Below are 17,936 nucleotides of genomic sequence, written 5' to 3'. Positions count from 1 at the left end.
CTGCGCGAGCCAGCCCTGCCGAGTGACGGCCTCGTCGACGTCGTCCCGGCTGACCTGCCCCACGTCGACGAGCCGCTGGACGACGACCTGGCTGATGACACAGCCGACGACGCGGCGGACGACACCTGGGCGACGACGGACGGCCCGGGGCCACCGGACGCCGCGACGAGCGACGACGCCGGCGACCTGGACGACGGGGCCGACCCGCTGCCCCGCCTTCGGTCGTCTCGGCCGGCCAGCTCGCCACGGCGGCGCGAGGCCACCGCCCTCGACGGCTGGTCCCTCCGGGAGCCCTACCGGGCCCAGGTCTCCTGGGAGCGCAAGTACACCCGCCTGGTGATCGGCGCGGACCTCGCCGCCGGCGCGTTGGCGGCGGGGGTCGCCTACCTGCTGCGCTTCGGTGACGTCGGTGTCTTCGACCTGGCGCCGACCCAGCTGCGGCCCTACCTGCTCGTCAGCGCCGTCTTCCCGGTCGTGTGGGTGCTCACGATGGCGCTGAACCGGACCTACGAGGGCCGGTTCCTCGGCGGCGGCTCCGAGGAGTTCCGCCGGGTCGTCAACGCCGCCGTCCGCCTCATCGCGGTGGTCGCCGTGGGGTCGTACACCACGAAGTTCGAGGTCGCCCGCGCCTACGTGCTCATCGTCTTCCCACTGGCGACCCTCCTCACGCTGATCAGCCGGGTCGCGGCGCGCTGGCTGCTGCACCGGATGCGCCGGGTCGGCCGCTGCCAGCACCGGGTGCTGGTCGTCGGCGCCGGGGAGTCCGCCGCCTCGCTGGTCCGGCTCGCCCGCCGGGACCCGAGCGCCGGGTGGAACGTCGTCGGCGTCTGCCTGGACCGGGCACCGGGCCGGCACAGCCACGACGGGCTCGCCCGTGCGGGATTTGACCTGCTCGGCATCCCGATCGTCGGGACGTCCGAGGCGCTTCCGGAGGCGATCCGGCTCACGGACGCGACAACCGTCGCGATCAGCCCACAGCTGGACGGGGAGCGGCTACGCCGGGCGCTGTGGGCGCTGGAGGGGTCCAACGTCGACGTGCTGGTCTCCTCCGCCGTCACCGACGTGACCGGCCCGCGCATCCACCTGCGCCCGGTCGCCGGCCTGCCGCTGCTGCACATCGAGGAGCCCGAGCTCACCGGCGCCCGCCGGCTGATGAAGGGCCTGCTGGACCGGGGCGTCGCCCTGATCGCCCTGACGTTGCTCGCTCCGCTGCTGCTGGGGCTGGCGCTCGCCGTCCGACTGACCAGCCGTGGCCCGGCGATCTTCCGGCAGACCCGCGTCGGCCGGGGCGGCCGCGAGTTCACCATGTTCAAGTTCCGGTCGATGTTCATCGACGCGGAGGCAAGGCTGGCCGAGCTCGCCGCGCAGAACGAGCGCGAGGACGAGTTCATGTTCAAGATCCGGAACGACCCGCGGATCACCCGCGCCGGCGGGTTCCTGCGCAAGTGGTCGCTCGACGAGGTGCCACAGCTGTTCAACGTGCTCAACGGCAGCATGTCGCTGGTCGGCCCGCGCCCGCCGCTGCCCCGGGAGGTCGCCAAGTACGCGGACGACGTGCACCGGCGGCTGATGGTGAAGCCCGGCCTGACCGGCCTGTGGCAGGTCAGCGGCCGTTCCGACCTGCCGACGGACGAGGCCGTCCGCCTCGACCTGCGCTACGTGGAGAACTGGTCCCTGGCCATGGATCTCATGATCCTCTGGAAGACCGTCTTCGCCGTCATCAAGCGCGAGGGCGCGTACTAGCAGGACGTCGGTTCGGGCCCCGCGACCGCCCGCAAAGAGCGGGATAGGCGGTGTTGGTACTTTCAGGGCAGACGTCGCGACACCGCGCACGGACGGATCAGTGCGGAACCCGCGGCGTTGGACCAGTCGGCGCCGAGCGGAGGATTACGCGTGGTTGTGTGGCTGCTCCCGCCAGACGGCCAGCCTCGCCGCCAGGACGCGCTCGCAGGCCCCCGAGTCGGAGACATCACGCGCGACGCGCGGGAGCAGCGGTCATGACGGAGATCACTTCGAAGGCGTCGAAGACCCCGACCGGACCGCTTCCGATCATTCCGTCTCCGGCTGAGCCACCGGTCGAGGACACCGAGACCACCCTGCGGGTCTCGATGCGGAACTTCCGCAACCGACTCGCCGGCAAGCCGCCGGAACCCAGGAACCCGCACGCCACGAAGCGGAGCGCCGCCGAACAGGCCCTGCTGACGTCACAGCCACACGACGGGCCGCGCGAGCCCTACCGGGCGGAGCTGCGCTGGGAGCGGGACTACGCCCGCGCGGTGGTGTTCGCCGACATGGCCGCGTGCCTGGCGGGAACCGGCATCGCGTACCTGATCCGCTTCGGCGGCATCGTCCACTTCGGCGAGACGCCGTCGACCAACCGGCCCTACCTGATCACCTCGCTCCTGCTGCCCATCGCCTGGGTGATCACGATGGCCCTGAACCGGGCCTACGAGCACCGCTTCCTCGAGATCGGGTCCGAGGAGTTCCGCCGGGTCCTCAACGCCGCCGTCCGCCTGGTCGCGGTCGTGGCCCTCGTCTCCTACGCGACGAAGGCCGAGGTCGCCCGCGGCTACCTGGCGGTGCTCTTCCCCACCGCTCTGGTGCTGACGCTCATGGGGCGCGTGGTCGTGCGGGAGCGGCTGCACCGCCTGCGCAGATCCGGCCAGGCCCAGCACCGGGTCGTCGTCGTCGGCTCCGGCGAGACCGCGGCCCACCTGATCAGGACCGCGAAGCGCGACCCCGGCGCCGGTTGGAACGTCGTCGGGGTCGTCCTGGACCGGGCTCCCGGCATGCACAGCTCGGACCGTCCGGACCGGGCCGGCTTCGACCTCGCCGGCGTACCGATCATCGGCACGTCCGACAACCTGGAGAACGCGATCCGCTCCGCCCACGCGACGGCGGTGGCGATCGGCCCGCAACTCGGCGGCGAACAGCTACAACGCGTGCTGTGGAAGCTGGAGGGGTCCGACGTCGACGTGCTCGTCTCCTCGGCGATCACCGACGTGACCGGGCCACGCATCCACCTGCGGCCCGTCGCCGGCCTGCCGCTGCTGCACATCGAGGAGCCCGAGCTCACCGGCTCCCGGCGCCTGATGAAGGCCGCGCTCGACCGCGGCCTCGCGCTCAGTGTCATCCTGCTCGCCTCGCCGCTGTTCCTGAGTCTGGCTCTCGCGGTCCGGCTCACCAGCCGCGGCCCGGCGATCTTCAAGCAGGTCCGGGTCGGCAAGGGCGGCACCGAGTTCACGATGTTCAAGTTCCGCTCGATGTACACCGACGCGGAGGACAGGCTCGTCGAGCTCCAGGCCAGCAACGAGGGCGCCGGCCTCCTGTTCAAGATGAAGGAGGACCCTCGGGTCACTCCGGTGGGCCGCTTCCTGCGCAAATGGTCGCTCGACGAGTTGCCCCAGCTGTTCAACGTGCTGATCGGCACCATGTCGCTGGTCGGGCCACGGCCGCCGCTGCCACGTGAGGTGGCCGCCTACGAGCGAGACGTGCACCGCCGGCTGATGGTCAGGCCCGGCCTCACCGGCCTGTGGCAGGTCAGCGGGCGCTCGGACCTCGACTGGGACGAGGCCGTGCGGCTGGACCTGCGCTATGTCGAGAACTGGTCGCTCGCGCTCGACCTGATCATTCTGTGGCGGACCCTGTTCGCGGTCGTCAAGCGCGAAGGCGCGTACTGACCCGCCAGCGTGGACAGCGCGGCCCCAGGGGCCGCCACCTGACGGCCATCCGCGGCCGCCATGCACGGCGATGCTGGAGGTCCCGGCCAGATAGCAGACCTCGCGCTGACATGTCCGCTATGTCCGGGAGACACGCCGCGCGGTCTCGCACGCGACACGGGACGTGCCTCCTCATGGCCGCTACGCGACGGCCGACCGGGAGCTGGGCAGCTACGCTCCGAGACCATGCAGCTGCGTGCGCCCGCTTCGGCGCGGGCTCGTCGCCTCGTCGCGCTGGGTGTCGTCAGCCTCTTCGTGACCATCGCGACCTTGCTCACCGCCTGTCAGCCCCCGACGGTCGCGAACGCCGCCACCGGATCGTCGACGCGGAAACCGTTGACCCGCGACCAGCCGCTGACGATCGTGGCCCTCGGCGACTCGTACTCCTCGGGTGAGGGCAACGCGCCGTTCGACACTGACGCGGCGACCTGTCACCGCAGCGCCAGCGCGTGGCCGAGGTTGCTCGGCCAGCAGCTGACCGGCTCGACGGTGAAGCTGCTCGCCTGTTCCGGTGCCAAGACCTACTCGCTGACGAGCGCCTTCCACGGACAGTCGGCCCAGATCACGGCCCTGAAGTCGCTGCTGTCAGCAGGGGTCCATCCGGACGTCGTGACGATCACGATCGGCGGCAACGACGCGGGCTTCGGGCCAACTATCGCCAGTTGCGTGGTGTGGCGCTGCTTCTGGACCGGTCATGACAACAACAGCGTGCAGTTCGTCGAGAACCAGCTGCCCGGCCTGTTGCAGACCGCCTACCAGGGCGTGAAGGCGGCGGCCCCGAACGCGCGGATCCTCGTCGTCGGATATCCGGACATCTTCCCGAGCCGCAGCGACAACACCTGCAAGTGGATGGACAGCACCGAGCGAGTGCAACTCGTCGGGCTGAACGACGACCTTGACCGAGTTGCCAAGCGGGCCGCCGGGAAGGCCGGCGTCGAGTTCGTCTCGACCGCCAACACGCTCAACGGCCATCGGCTGTGTACCACCGACTCCTGGCTCTATCCGGTGGAACTCCTCGGCGCGGGCACGACGGCCAGCGCTCACCCGAACGCCCAGGGCGAACAGGCAATAGCGGACGCCGTCTACGGCTACCTCTTCAAGGGCAAATAGCCAGGAACGCGACAATCAAGCCCGCGTCACAGGGCCGGCGAACGACTCGACATCGCCCGACCGTGGCCGCGGCTCAGGCGACGTCGCGTCGACGCTCGGCGTAGGTGAACGCGAGGAACTCGTCGAGCTCCTCGTCAGAGTCAAAAAGTGTTGGCGGATCGTGATTCCCTCGACGGACTTGGCGCCCTCGGATAGACCAGCCGTCCGCAGAGCTACACCAACCCGTTCGGACCCGGGCGATCACGCAGCACCCGCGCGTCCGGCGAGTTCCGGCTGTGACCTGGGTCCCGTTGCCGGTCAGGTCTCGTTGCGATGTCGGTTCGTGTCAACCGTGCGTGACATCGTGAGGTGTGTCCCGAAGTCTGGTCCGGCTCCCGCGGCAGTTTCGTCCGGTCGTACCCGCTCCGATCGGTCCCGCCGTCGCCGACGGACCGGTTCGACGCAGGTTCCCAAGGCGCGCGATCCTACGCACGGCAGCCGCGCTGGTAGTCCTCTTCATACTGTTCATCGGCGCGACCCTGGCGATCATTGTCTTCCCACCCACCGACCGTCCAGCCCGCGCGAATGCGATCTTGATGCTGGGCGGAGCCGGCGACCGCCGCGACCGCGCGCTGGAACTGGCCCGCGCGGGCTACGCGCCCGTACTCGCGCTCTCCACGCCGAACGCGCGGCACTGTCCGACCGTCCCGAACGTCAAGGTGATCTGTTTCCGACCGGACCCGTTCACGACCCAGGGTGAGGCCCGCGAGGCCGGCCGGCTCGCGGCGCGGTACGGCTGGACGCGCATGATCTTCGTTACCGACAGGTCCCAGAACGTCCGAGCAAGGCTGCGTATCGACCGCTGCTACGCCGGCAAGAAGATCATGGTGAGCGTCGACCCGCCCTTCCGCGACTGGCCCTACCTCATCGCCTACCAGTGGAGCGCGATGTTCAAGGCGCTGATCTGGCAACGAAGCTGCTGACCCGGCCGCAGTCCGCGCGGGTCAGCCGAGGGTCGGCACGTAGTGCTCGACGAACACCGCGACGACCGTCGACCACTGGGCGAGGCCGAGCTTCTCCTGCGGCGGGATGTCCTTGTCCGCCATGAGGTCGCGGTGCTCGTACACGGCGAGCGGGATGCCCGTCTTCTTGTCGACGTCGATGGGGAAGGAACCCATCCCGTAGAAGGTCGCCTTGTCCTCGATGGACGAGTCGGGGAATGTGGCCAGGTATTTCGGGTCCCGCCCGCGGAAGCCGGGCGGCGGTGAGGCGGCGTCCTTCGGGATACCGTCCCGGCGCACGTCGCCCTTCTGCACCGACGTCCACCAGTCGCCGATGGTGGGGCCGTGGTCGACGAGCGTCCAGGTGACGGGCGCGCGCTCCAGCCTGGGCGCCTTCTCGTTGATCCATTCGGCCTTGGTCAGCGGTTCGAGGCCGCGGGCCCGAGTGTCCGTTGCCTCGGCTTCGATCCGGTACGGCAGCGGGAACACGAACGCCTCGGCGCCGCTCCATTCCGGCGGCCACAGCGCCTCGGCGACCGGGCGCCCTTCAATGATCTTCCGCTGTTTCTCCGGCACCGCCAGGTACATCGAGTGGAAGTCGGTGCGGTGTAGGAGCTGGAACATGTCCTTCGGCGAGTCGGAACCGACCTTCACCAGTGCGCGCTCGGGCGGCGCCTCCAGACCGCGCACCCGCGCCGCCGCCGCCCGGACATCGGGGCGGTCGCTGAAGTCGAAGATGCCCTTGCTCTCGGTCGGGTGAAACCCCGTCAGGTCCTCGCCGGACACGAACGACAGCGGCGCGCGGGTGGCCCGGACCAGGAACAGATGGCACGCGGTCAGGAAACCGTAAAGCTCGGCGGCCTCCACGTTCTCGGCCTCCTGACAGGCGGGAATCGCGGTGCTCAGGTACTCGAAGAATCCGCTCTCCTCCTGGGCGACCTGGGAATGCGAATCGCTGTGCCCGGCGGTCCGGGCCCACACCTTGGACAGCAGCGTGCCGATCCCGGTCAGCGGCACGCCGACGGTGCCCTGCGCCTGCGCGCCGAACGTCTCGTCGTGGATCAGGATGGCGCAGTCGGCCTGCCAGACGCCTCCGGCGAGCTGGCCGCCTTTTTTGAAAATCCGGATGCCGCCAGAGACCGGCCTGGTGTCCAGGATCGCCTGGGCGAGCCCGGTGAGGGCACCCACGGCCGCATTCGCGCTCTGCAGGTCTTCGACGGCCGGGGTGACGAACTCCAGGTCCGCGGTCGCGCCCGGCCGGCGGGACTCGTCGCCCTCCAGCGTCGCCTTGGTAAGCGTGTGTCGCCAGGCGACCTGGCGCTCGCCCACCCCGGCGACGAACGGCCCCTTCACGAACGCATTGGCCGTCTGAAACTCGAACCCGAACAAGGCCTCGATCCCCCCGCCCCGGACGCCCCCGCCCGCCAGACGGACACGATAGCGGCCGAGTCGACCACCATTCGTGACATCACCGCAATGGACCGAAACGTCCGAACGATCCCGCGGCCGCACCACGGGCGGGGAGACCCGGAGCGACGGCTACAGCTGAGTGATGTCGATCTGCACCGGGAAGGGGCGGGAGCCTTGATGGCACCTGCCAAGACGCCTGCGACCCGATAGGTCCTGGTGACCGACCGGGATTCGTACTGCTATCGCGAGCGCCGTGCGACCGGGTCGGGGCGCGCGGACGGCGAGGGCGGTGCCTACTGGTCTGGCCCTGAGCCGTCGGAAGTCTCGCTGGATGGCCACAGGCTCGGGGTGATCGTCGGGCCCGGAGGCGCGCACCCGGCGGGCATCGTGTCGTTGATGTAGTTCGGGGAGACCTGGAAGTCGGCGAAGTCGGCGTACTGGTCGGTGGGGCTTGCCCAGGTGGTGTCGCCGCCGCCGAAGAAGGTGGAGAAGAACAGGCCGTCGATCTGGAGCGTCCCGCTGTCCCGGAACAGCAGGTTGTCGACTCGAAGGGCCTGCCGGCCGTCCATCCAGACCGTGATCGACCCGTCGGCCTGGCCCGGGGTGTTCAGACGAACCCGCTGCTGCATCGTCACCCACTGACCCGGCGGAAAACTCCAGCTACCGGTGCCGATGTTGGTGCCGTGCACCTGCGAGGACGGTAGGTAGGCGTACACCTCGCCAGCGCCCCCGGCCCGCCACATGTAGCGGGTGGACAGGCCGTTCGAGCCGTCCGGGATGTTGCCGCCCGCCACGTGGTCGCCGCCGAATAGTCCAGGCAGTTTCCCGCCCTTGTTGAACTGGAAGCCGGCCGGGAACCGGACACGGTAGCTCAGATGCAGGATGTCGGTCGGGCCGGACTTCAGCAGCAGGTAGGCCTGGGCCCCACCGGTCGGCGCGTCCTCGTTGCGGACCGAGAGCTGGCTGGCCGAGCCGGCCGGGTAGCGGACCCGCAGGTACGTCGGCACGCACCGGTCACCGCTGGAGACCAGGCGCACCTTGTCCAGGTTGAACGAGCCACGGGAGCGCATGACCAGGTCGTCCCCGAAGAACCGGGCCAGCGGCGAGGTCGGCGCGGTCGGCTCGTCGGCGGCGGCCGGCCCGGAGCGCGACGCCGTCGGCGCGGGCGTCGGCGCCGAGCCACCGTGGCCGCCCTGTGGCCGGCCGCCGGAGCAGGCGGCCAGCCCGGCGAGCGCGGGCAGCACGACCAGGGTCACGCCGCGGACCATCCGGTCGCGCCGCGAGCCGCGAGTCCGGGCCTGGTACCCGCGTCCCGCCGGCCGGGTCGGCCCGGTCATCGCAGGACGGCCCGCAGGGCTGGGCCGAGGAAGGGCGCGAGCAGGGTCGAGTACGTGCCGGTGAGATGGCTGTTGTCCGCGTAGACGACGGCGTTGCCGATGATCGGCGGGCACTGGTCGCGCACGCACAGCCAGGGCAACGGGTCGATCAGCGTCGCGCCGCCGGCCAGCGCGCCGCGGTCCTCGATCTCGCGCTGCGGCTCGGCGATCTTCGACTTCTGGATGGTCACCATGCAGGACGTCACGTTCGAAGGGTGGCTGGCCAGGCAGTCCGGCACCTGGAAGCCGGGGAACGGCGTGTCCTCCAGGAACGCGACCTTCGCGCCGGTAGCCCGCAGCGTCCGGACGAGATCGGTCGTCGCGCCGGGCCCGGCGTCCTTCGCCTGAACCCGCGCCTCCGAGCCGATCACGACCAGGCCCGGGCGCAGCGCCGCGATGCGCGCGAACACGGCGTCCCGCCAGGCATAGCACTCGGTGTAGACCCGCTTGAGCTCGTCCAGGTAGAAGTTCGGGTAGTACGGCGGTGGGCACCCGCCCTTGGTGTACGGGACGAGCCGCCAGTGCGACTCCTTCGCGATCGCGTCCAGGGCGTTGAACCACTGGTTGGCGTGCGAGTCGCCGAACAGCACGACGGTCGAGGACCCGTTCGGGTCACCGGCGACGCAGTCGATCGGCGTACTGGAGGTGATCGGCGTCCGGCACTTGTTCTCGCCGAGGTCGTCCCCGGCCTTCGCGAGGGACGGCTGCAGGCTGGTCGGCAGGGCGCGCAGCCGGGCCGACTGGGTGATCAGCGGCGTCAACGAGCTCGTGCCGACGCCCACGAACCTGGGCTGCGTCGTGATCCCGGCGGCCGTGGGCGCGGTGGGGGCCGCGCCGGTCGCGTCCAGCGCCCGCAGTGGCCCGCTGGACCGCCCGCCGGGCACCGTGTCGACGGCGGCGACCAGCAGCGCCAGGCCGGCGGCCGCCGCGGCCAGCGCCCCGCCAAGGCCCAGGCCGAGCGACGGCCGGCGGACCAGCAGCGGCCGGGTCCTGACCGGGTTCTCCACCAGCAGGTAGGTGAGCCAGGCGAGCACCAGGGACAGCCCGAGCGCCGCCAGCTTCTCGCCGGTGTGGAACGGGCGGCCGGTCGCCTCGGGCCAGATCCGCAGCACCGGCCAGTGCCACAGGTACCAGGAGTAGCTGAGCCGGCCGACCAGCCGCAGCGGCGCGCGCCCCAGCAGCAGTTCGGCCCCCTTCCGAGGCGCCGCGCAGCCACCGGCGACCACCAGCGCGGCCGCCCCGACGGGCAGCAGCGCGGCGGTGCCCGGGTAGGGCGTGCTGTCGCCGTAGGCGAAGGCGGCGACGGCGATCCCGGCCAGGCCCAGCCAGCTGAGCTGGCTCGACAGCGCCCGTCCCATCCGCTCGAACGCGGGCGCCCAGACGGCGACCAGCGCGCCCAGTGCCAGTTCCCACGCCCGGGTGTGACCGCCGAAATAGGCCCAGGGGGCCGACCGGGCCGTGACCACCACGCTGAGCAGCAGCGAGCCGGCGACGACCGTGAGCAGCACGAGCACCACCGGTCGGGTGCCGGGCACGGGCCGGCCCTCGTCGCCGGCCTCGGGCGGGGCCGAGCGGCGCCGCCGGGCCGTGACCGCGGTGGCGGCCAGGGTCACGAGCGTGAGCAGCAACGGCCAGACGAGGTAGAACTGCTCCTCCACCGCGAGCGACCAGTAGTGCTGCAGCGGCGACGGCGGCGCGGCGGACTGGAAGTAGTCGGTGCCGCTGTGGGCCAGCCTGAGGTTCACGGCCGAGAACGCGGAGTACACGGCGTCCCAGGCGATGTCCCGCACGCGCAGCGGCGACAGCCACGCCCAGGAGGCGAGCACCGTCGCCACGATCACCACCGCCGCCGCCGGCAGGATCCGGCGGGCCCTTCGGGCGTAGAAGCGACGGAACGAGATCCGCCCCCGGGTCGCCCGCTCGCGCAGCAGCTGCTGGGTGATGAGGAACCCGGAGATCACGAAGAAGACGTCGACGCCGACGAAGCCGCCGGGGACGCCGAGGTTCGAATGCCCCAGGACCACCAGCAGCACCGCGACGGCTCGCAGGCCCTCGATGTCGGGCCGGAACTCCCGAGCCCGCCGGCCGGCGCCGGTGTCCGCCTCCGGCGCACCCTGGTCACCGGCTCGCTCGGCCTCAGCCGGCTCGCCAGCCGCCGCCGGGACCGGGCCGACCAGGACGTCCGGGGCCGGCTGGCTGTCCGCGCCGCGGGCAGCCCCCCGCTCCGTGACGTCCGCGCCGCGGGCCGGCGGGATGGACGGCGCGAACAGGCGGAGGTCCGCGGGCCTAGGCACCGATGGTCACCGCCGAGGGTCGGTGGCCGCGGCCGACGGCGCGACCACGGCGCCGGCGCAGCGTCCTGGTGAAACCGATCAGCAGCAGGATCGTGACCGGCACCAGGGACCAGATCACGGCGAGCACCCGCGGTCGCCAGGTGGTGCCGTTGCCGCTGACCTTGTTGCCCGCCAGCGAGATCCCCTGTGACGCGAGCTGGTTGCCGCGTATCTCGTTCCCGCGCAGGGTCACGCCCTCGTCCCCGTCCGCGCCGCGGACCATGACGCCGATCCGGTTGTCCGTGACCGTGTTGTTGGTCAGCACGTTGTGCGGCGACGAGGCGAGCACCAGCCCGTCACCTCGGTTCCCGGTGACGGAGTTCCCGACGATGCGGTTACCGGTGCTCTGGGCGTCCATCATGATGCCGTTCAGGTGGTTGTCCCGAGCGACGTTGTCCTCGACGACGCTGTCGGTGACGTTGTCCGAGAAGATGATCCCGTGCCGGCCGTTGTGCTCGCTGAGGTTCTGCCGGACCACGATCCGGGTCGAGTTCGAGTGCGGGTCGACGCCGTAGAGCGCGTTGTCGTGCAGCCAGTTGTTGGCGATCGTCACGTCGTGCGCGGCATCGGTGTAGGTCGCGATGAACGTGTGGTCGACCTCGCTGTTGGTGATGCTTCCGCTGGCACCGTCGGTCCAGGAGACGCCGTAGGAGCTGTTCCAGTCCCGGCCGAGGGTGCTGAGGTGGCTGTGGGAGATGATCAGCTGAGACCGGCTGGCGGCGACGATGAACGGCTGTCGCTGGTCGAGCGCGCGCTGGCCGGGGTCCGGGTTCGGTGCGCTGGGCCGGATGCTCACCCCGTCGATCGCCAGCGTTCCGCTCTCCGCGCCGAGCAGGACACCGCGGCGGGACTCCAGGACCAGGCTCGTGACGGGCGCGTCGATCGTGAACGCCGTCTGGCCGACGACGACCAGCGCGGCGTGCAGCACCGCATGGCCCTGCCCGTCGTACTCCAGCCAGTCCGGATCGTTGACGATCGACGCCAGCTGGGGCAGCCCGTTGACCGACGCCTGCTGGGGGAAGCTGTGGTGGACCTGGCCGCCGACCAGCAGGTCCACGCCGGTCGGGCTGATCGAGATCGCCCTGATCGACGGGTCCGGTTTGCTGGTCCTGGTGTCAATGGTGTTCGGCTGCAGGCCCCGCTCGACGTTGCTGATCGGGTCGTAGGACGGCGTGTAGGCATGCCGGTGGAAGAACTCGGACGTCGAGGTGAGCGCCCGGTAGTGGCGCCCGACGGTCACGCTCAGGACCGCCGCGGCGACCAGGGTCATCACCGTGACCAGCAGGTACACGCCGCGACCGCGGGTGCCGGCGGCGGTCGCCCTGGCGGCGCGCGCGGCCGCCCGGCGGGCGCCGCCCGCGCTCGTCGCCCCGCCGCCGACCTCGTCGGCCCCGCCTGACCGCGGGGACGGGACTCGCACGGTTTCCTGGGCGTGGCGGTCCTCATCGTCGCGAGACCGCCTGGTCGGCCCGGTCACGAGGCGGCCCCCCGGACGAGCGGCCGGCTGGACTCACGTTGCCCGCTGGTCGCCGCCGTCTTGGCGATCACCTCGAAGCTGCGCGGGTTGCCCATGTAGAGCGTCACGATCAGCGCGACGATGGTGAAGGTCGCGGTGACCGGGGACAGCACCACCGCCGCCGCCGTCTGCGTCACCCGGTTCCACCAGAACTGCGCGGTGGTCTGCTCCGCCGTGCGCAGGCCGGCGTTCACCCAGCCGGAGAGCGCGAAGTTCACCAGCCAGATCACCAGCGAGCACCAGAACAGGGAATGCGCCCAGCCGGGCAGGTCGATCGTGTGCGTGAGGATGAGCGCCACCGAGGTTCCGGAGGCGAAGAAGGTGAACAGGCTGAGGAAGTAGCGGATCGCGATCCGGATCGCGGCGCCCCTCGGCAGCACGTCCCGGTTGACGATCGCGTGGATGTTGCCCCACATCCACCGGCGGCGCTGCTTGAAGTAGGCCTGCCAGGTCCACGGCGAGGTCAGCTGGATGTACTCGTGGAAGAAGCCCCAGCGCAGCCCCTTCGCCGCCGCGTTGCAGCCGAAGGTGAGGTCCTCCGAGGCGAAGATTCGCCAGTTCCAGGTGACGGTCTCCTCGGTGTAACCGGTGATCGTCAGGCCTTCGCCGTGCACGAACAGCGGCTTGCCGAAGATGCCCTGGAACGACGAGCAGTACGTCATGCAGTTGTGGAACCGCAGGTCGTCGACGTGGCTGAGCAGGAAGTGGCTGAACGGCCGGACGCCGTAACCGATCCGCGGCGCCGTCACGCCCTGGCAGATGTCGTAGTCGCCGGCGAAGGCGGTTTCCAGGTACTCCCAGGTCGGCGACGTGTCGTCGTCCAGGAATGTGATCTTCGTGTCGCCCTGGTTGTAACCGAGCTGCTGGCGGACCAGCCGGCTGTACTCGAGGGCCCGGGCCTTGTACTGGGCGACGCACTCGAACTCGACGGGCACCGTGACGACGCGGTCGGCATCCGGGTAGACGTCGTCGTTGCCCGGCTCGTTCACCACCCAGATCTGGTAGTTCATCGTCATCGGGTAGTCGCGGATCTCGCGGATGATCTCGTTGACCCGGTCCTGCTCGCGGCCCACCGTCGTGATCTGGATGACGTAGCGGCTGAACAGGCCGGGGTTCTCCTTGAAGCCGGCGTGGAACCACCACTCCCCGATCGCGAGGATGAACACCTCGATCAGCGGGCGCAGGAAGGCGACCAGGCCCAGCCACGGAAGCCAGTGCTTCATCGGCCGCCTCCCGGACGAGCCGGGCCGGCTGTCGGGCGAGCCGTCGGGCCGTAGGCGACGGGGGTCATCGCACCGGGCTTTCCGCGGCCCTGGCGGGGACCCGGTCGCCGGTCGGCTGCTCGGGAATCTCTATCCGCGGCGGACCGGTCATCGCGGCGGGCACCAACGCGGCGGGCACCGGGACGGCCGAAGGGCTCCCGACGAGCCGGTCGTTCACCTCGACGACCGCGCGCAGCAGCGGCATGTCGATGTCGAGCGTGTCGGCGAACCCGAGGAAGGCCTTGGTGTCCTTCGGCAGGCAGGCGCCGCCGTAGGGCGCGCCGCCGCGGATCCCGTAGGTGGGGTTGAACGACGCCTCGGCGGAGCGGGCCACCGTTTCGGCGATCTCGGCCAGGTCCAGACCGGCCCGCTGCGCGACGGCGTGCATCTCGTTCCAGAACGAGATCTTGGTGGCGTTGAAGATGTTGTGCGCGCACTTGATGAACTCGGCGGTCATCGGCTCGGCAAAGACCCGGAGTTCGCCGCCGAACGGGGTGAACAGCTCGACCAGCCGCTCGCGGACGCGCCTGTTGCGGGCGCCGACGACGGTCATCCGGGGCCAGCGGAAGTCCGCTACGGCGGAGGCCGCGCGCAGGAACTCCGGGTTGCTCGCCAACAGGAAGCCCTCGTCCTGACGCAGCCCGGACTCACGTTCCAGAACGGGGCCGACGAGACCCTCTGTGGTCCCCGGCGTAACCGTCGAACGGACAACGACGGTGTGCACCGCATCGGCCTCGCGCAGCGCCCGGCCGACCGCCCGGGTGCCCTCCAGGAACGCGGTGAGGTCATAGCGCGTGCCATCGTTCGGCGTCGGCAGCGTCAGAAAAATGTATGCCGCTTCCTCGGTGGCGAGGTCAATCCGGGCGCGAGCGTCCAGGCCCCGGGCGGTGAGGTCCTCGACGCGCTGGGGAGAGACGTCTACGAAGGTGACGCGGTGGCCGGCTTCTATGAATCCACGGCCGGTGGCCGTGCCGACGACACCGGACCCGATGATGAATATTCTCACTGGTTCACTCCTCGGACGCGCTTGTCCCGCGGCGCGCCGGTCGTCATGGGTGGCGCCAGGCCGGGCGGATGCTGCTGCTCGGGCAACGGCCAGCGGAGTGGGTTTGGCTGCCGTAGAACCGCGACCCCATCGCATGGCAGGTCGCCGGTATTTCCCGATTTGGCGCGCGCGGGTCACTCACTCGGATACGCCGCGCAGTCATGAGATTACATGGCTCGGAGCGGGATCGTCGGGATTCCGCTGGTAACAAGTCCGTGAATCAGGAGGTCAAAATCATCGCATTGTTCAGGTCGGCGGCCAAAAGGCCATAAGGAAAAGATGACACACTAGACGTAAATGTGATCCAAGTCGCCCGCCGGTCACTTAGCGGACGAAAACATACGTAGCCGGGTTACATTCGCGCGCCGCGTCGCCCAAATTCGGCGCTGTCAACAACGACATGCCAGCCCATCAGCATGGACACCGGTGGGACACACCCTTCGGCGAGAGGCGGGCTGGCCCCGCCGGTCGGCCCACAATCGGCGGGCCGCGCACGGACGACCGTGTGATCGCAGCATCCGGAGGTTGTGACAGATGAGACCGGCACGTGGCGTGCTCGGGGTCGTGCTCGGGATGGCGACACTCACCGCCTGCCTCCCGGCGCCGCGGCTGCCACCTAGCCAGCAGGGCGCGGCGCCCCGCCCGGTCGCGCCCGCCGGCGGCCCGCTGCCGGCGGCTCTGGCGCCTCAGGCGCCGGCACCGTCACCCGCGGCCGGCGGCGTGGGCGCGGCCGCCGCGGGCTCCTCGACCGCGCCGGTTCCGGCCCAGATCCTGGACCTGTCGAAGTGGAAGCTGACGCTGCCGGTCACCAGCGCGCCCGGCGCCGACTCCACCAACGGCCGGGAGGCCGCCCAGATCAGCCGGCCGGCGCTGAGGACCTTCTCGATGGCGCCGTACTTCACGCCCACGGGCGACAACAAGGGGGTGCATTTCCGCGCCCCCGTCAACGGCGCGACCACCCCCGGCTCCTCCTACCCGCGCTCCGAGCTGCGCGAGATGTCCGCGGACCGGGTCCCCGCCGCCTGGTCGAGCACCACGGGCACCAACACGATGAGCATCCGAGAGGCGATCACACATCTGCCGACCAGGAAGCCCGAGATGGTCGCCGGGCAGATCCACGACGCGAACGGCTACGTCGCCATGATCCGCCTCGACGGCAGCCGGCTGTACGTCGAGCACGACGGCCAGAACGTCGGGGACCTGAACACCCACTACGTGCTCGGCACGGTCTTCAGGATCCGCATGGTCGCCGCCGGCGGACTGGTCAGCGTCTACTACAACGACAAGGCCCCGGTCACGTTCCCGCTGCGCGAGGGCGGCCTGTACTTCAAGGCCGGCTGCTACACCCAGTCCAACCTGAGCAAGGGCGAGCCACCGGATGCCTACGGCGAGGTCGCCCTCTACGACCTCCGCGTCTCCCACAGCTAGCCGCGTCGCATCTGACGAGGTTCGCCTCGTCCCAAGGCCGACAAGATCGCCGTCTTCGCCCTCGCATGGCTGTAACCGCAGCGCTTTTATGACCATGCGAGGGCCGAAACGGCGATCATGGGAACTCCGGAACGGCGCGCCTTGCCCGGAGGCGGCACGACAGCCGAGAGCCAGACCAGCCAAGAGCCAGATCAGCCAAGTGCCAGATCAGCCGAGGGCCAAGCCGCCAGGGTCCGGGCTCAGCTGAACGTGGTGCCGGTGCTGTCGCGGGTCTGGGTGGTTCCGGTGATCGTGTTGCCGGCGAAGGTCGTCCCGTCCGCGTCGTTGATCTGGAGGGCTACGCCGGAGCCGCTGTTCAGCGTGTTGCCGGCGAAGTAGAGGTTCGTCGGCCGGCCGGAGGCGGTCGAGTAGGTGGGCACGTCGTTGCCCTTGTAGGTGTAGACCGCGTACTTGCCGCTGCTGGTCACCGAGTTGCCGAGCAGCCGTGTCCCGGTGGCGCCGACGCTGAACCGCAGTCCGTACTTCGCCCGGGTGACGGTGTTGTTCCTGACCACGTTCCCGACGCTGTCGAAGACGGCGATGCCGGCGCCGTTCGGCTGGTCGTGGACGTAGTTGTCCGCCACGACCGAGTCCGTGATGCCCCGGTGCAGCATGATTCCGTGCACCTGGTTGTCGGAGACATCCTGGTCGTCGGGGAACGCGAACGGCGGGATCCCGTTGTGGTCGCTCTCGTTGTCCTCGATGGTCAGGTGGTCGCACCGCTGCGAACAGATGACGCCGTGGTCGCCGTTGTCGTGGAAATGGTTGTGCGTAATCGTCAGATAGTCCGAGTCGTCGTGCCCGTCGAGCCCGTACATGACGTTGTGGTCGTACTCGTTCCCGGTGAAGGCCAGCTGGTAGCCGTCATACAGGTACGTGCCCATGTAGTTCTGGTGAAAATGGCTGTTCTTCTCGGATCCGTACACGTTCAGCGCCGCGCAGACCGAGAGGTGGCTGGCGTCGCAGCCACGGCCCTTGTAGGAGACGCCGTAGCTTTCGGCGTCATACCAGCCGAGGTTGCTGACGTCACTGTTCACGATGTCCAGCCGGGACTCGCGCGGCGTCGAGCCGTCCAGGTACGACACCGCCCGGATGAACGCGCGCCCGCGGGCGTCGGCCGGGGCGCCCGCCGGCAGGGTCGGGTTGGTGTCGGGCGCCGCCGTGTCCGGGTCCCAGGACGTCACGGTCACCGAGCTCAGGTCGAGGTCGCCGTACTGGGCGGTGATCGTGCTGACATGGGTCTTCAGCGCGTCGGCGGGGCTGCGCAGCCGCAGCACGTTCACGTCGCCACCGGCCGCGGCGCCGTGAAGCAGCAGGCTCGCGCCGTTCTGGACGACCAGATCGGCGTCCAGCTCCCAGGTGTTCGACGCCGGGTTGGTGAGGGTCAACGGCGCCGCCGGGCAGGCCGCCTTGATCTCCGTCGGCGTCGCCGTGCCGGAGGTGAGGTAGAGGGTGTTGGTGGTCGCCGCGTACCGCACCTGGCCCGCGCAGGCGGTCGCCTGGGCGGCACCCGGGGCGCCGACCACCGTCAGCCCGAGCACGCCGAGCGCGAGCGCCGCCGCACCCGGCCCGGCGCGGCGGGCCAGCCGTGGCCCGGCCAGCGGCCTGGCCGACGGAAGGCCGACCGGTGTCATCCGCGATGTCACTGACACAGCTGTCCTCATCTCCGGTGTGTCCGGCGGTGGCGCCCGGCGCGGTCCGGACGGATGGCCGTCCAG

The 17,936-nt window shown here is 70.3% G+C and carries 12 protein-coding genes; 5 read left to right on the top strand and 7 right to left on the bottom strand.

The features are described from left to right. Nucleotides 1-87 precede the first annotated feature (87 nt). The 4 genes from FRAEUI1C_RS00855 to FRAEUI1C_RS00840 all read left to right on the top strand — a co-directional run bounded on the left by FRAEUI1C_RS00855 (nucleotide 88) and on the right by FRAEUI1C_RS00840 (nucleotide 5,791). Nucleotides 88-1,743, top strand: a complete 1,656-nt coding sequence (locus FRAEUI1C_RS00855; protein ID WP_438270037.1) for a sugar transferase — start codon at nucleotides 88-90, stop codon at nucleotides 1,741-1,743. A gap of 254 nt (nucleotides 1,744-1,997) precedes the next feature. Next, a complete protein-coding gene (locus FRAEUI1C_RS00850) occupies nucleotides 1,998-3,680 on the top strand; it encodes a sugar transferase (protein WP_013421378.1) in 1,683 nt (560 codons plus the stop codon). A 225-nt stretch (nucleotides 3,681-3,905) separates the two neighbouring features. Next, entirely contained in the window at nucleotides 3,906-4,829 is a 924-nt protein-coding gene (locus FRAEUI1C_RS00845) for an SGNH/GDSL hydrolase family protein (protein ID WP_013421377.1), read from the top strand. A 575-nt stretch (nucleotides 4,830-5,404) separates the two neighbouring features. After that, nucleotides 5,405-5,791, top strand: coding sequence for a YdcF family protein (locus FRAEUI1C_RS00840; RefSeq protein WP_232425251.1), 387 nt, complete (start codon nucleotides 5,405-5,407; stop codon nucleotides 5,789-5,791). Nucleotides 5,792-5,812: 21 nt separating this feature from the next. Here the strand turns inward: FRAEUI1C_RS00840 and FRAEUI1C_RS00835 are convergent, their stop codons facing one another. The 6 genes from FRAEUI1C_RS00835 to FRAEUI1C_RS00810 all read right to left on the bottom strand — a co-directional run bounded on the left by FRAEUI1C_RS00835 (nucleotide 5,813) and on the right by FRAEUI1C_RS00810 (nucleotide 14,712). Next, a complete protein-coding gene (locus FRAEUI1C_RS00835) occupies nucleotides 5,813-7,162 on the bottom strand; it encodes a hypothetical protein (protein WP_232425250.1) in 1,350 nt (449 codons plus the stop codon). A gap of 350 nt (nucleotides 7,163-7,512) precedes the next feature. Further along, the gene (locus tag FRAEUI1C_RS00830) at nucleotides 7,513-8,475 is read right to left on the bottom strand and encodes a polysaccharide lyase (protein WP_157734766.1); all 963 of its coding nucleotides are present in this window, start codon (nucleotides 8,473-8,475) and stop codon (nucleotides 7,513-7,515) included. Between the two features lie 77 nt (nucleotides 8,476-8,552). Beyond that, nucleotides 8,553-10,889, bottom strand: a complete 2,337-nt coding sequence (locus FRAEUI1C_RS00825; protein ID WP_013421373.1) for an acyltransferase family protein — start codon at nucleotides 10,887-10,889, stop codon at nucleotides 8,553-8,555. Further along, nucleotides 10,882-12,348, bottom strand: coding sequence for a right-handed parallel beta-helix repeat-containing protein (locus tag FRAEUI1C_RS00820; RefSeq protein ID WP_013421372.1), 1,467 nt, complete (start codon nucleotides 12,346-12,348; stop codon nucleotides 10,882-10,884). The genes FRAEUI1C_RS00825 and FRAEUI1C_RS00820 overlap by 8 nt, the downstream gene beginning before the upstream one ends. A 53-nt stretch (nucleotides 12,349-12,401) precedes the next feature. Beyond that, nucleotides 12,402-13,667 (bottom strand): glycosyltransferase family 2 protein, encoded by a 1,266-nt coding sequence (locus FRAEUI1C_RS00815; RefSeq protein WP_013421371.1) that lies wholly within the window; start codon nucleotides 13,665-13,667, stop codon nucleotides 12,402-12,404. Between the two features lie 64 nt (nucleotides 13,668-13,731). Continuing rightward, nucleotides 13,732-14,712 (bottom strand): NAD(P)-binding domain-containing protein, encoded by a 981-nt coding sequence (locus FRAEUI1C_RS00810; RefSeq protein ID WP_013421370.1) that lies wholly within the window; start codon nucleotides 14,710-14,712, stop codon nucleotides 13,732-13,734. 573 nt (nucleotides 14,713-15,285) lie between these two features. Between FRAEUI1C_RS00810 and FRAEUI1C_RS00805 the strand changes: the two genes are divergently transcribed. Next, nucleotides 15,286-16,179 carry a polysaccharide lyase family 7 protein gene (locus tag FRAEUI1C_RS00805; protein ID WP_013421369.1) on the top strand — a complete coding sequence of 298 codons (894 nt, stop codon included), beginning with the start codon at nucleotides 15,286-15,288 and terminating at the stop codon, nucleotides 16,177-16,179. Nucleotides 16,180-16,418: 239 nt separating this feature from the next. On the opposite strand, the gene FRAEUI1C_RS00800 is transcribed toward FRAEUI1C_RS00805, so the two are convergent. Continuing rightward, on the bottom strand, nucleotides 16,419-17,870 hold the full coding sequence (locus tag FRAEUI1C_RS00800) for a right-handed parallel beta-helix repeat-containing protein (protein WP_157734765.1): 1,452 nt from the start codon (nucleotides 17,868-17,870) through the stop codon (nucleotides 16,419-16,421). Between the last annotated feature and the right edge of the window lie 66 nt (nucleotides 17,871-17,936).

Origin of the sequence: Pseudofrankia inefficax (genome assembly GCF_000166135.1) — a bacterium.
Lineage (GTDB): Bacteria > Actinomycetota > Actinomycetes > Frankiales > Frankiaceae > Pseudofrankia > Pseudofrankia inefficax.
This window is presented reverse-complemented; position numbering and strand designations above follow the sequence as displayed.

What these genes read in the sequence shown, in the direction of transcription:
- FRAEUI1C_RS00805 (WP_013421369.1), top strand. Translation starts at nt 15,286, where the DNA reads ATGAGACCGGCACGTGGCGTGCTCGGGGTCGTGCTCGGGATGGCGACA.
- FRAEUI1C_RS00845 (WP_013421377.1), top strand. Translation starts at nt 3,906, where the DNA reads ATGCAGCTGCGTGCGCCCGCTTCGGCGCGGGCTCGTCGCCTCGTCGCG.
- FRAEUI1C_RS00840 (WP_232425251.1), top strand. Translation starts at nt 5,405, where the DNA reads ATGCTGGGCGGAGCCGGCGACCGCCGCGACCGCGCGCTGGAACTGGCC.
- FRAEUI1C_RS00850 (WP_013421378.1), top strand. Translation starts at nt 1,998, where the DNA reads ATGACGGAGATCACTTCGAAGGCGTCGAAGACCCCGACCGGACCGCTT.
- FRAEUI1C_RS00815 (WP_013421371.1), bottom strand. Translation starts at nt 13,667, where the DNA reads ATGAAGCACTGGCTTCCGTGGCTGGGCCTGGTCGCCTTCCTGCGCCCG.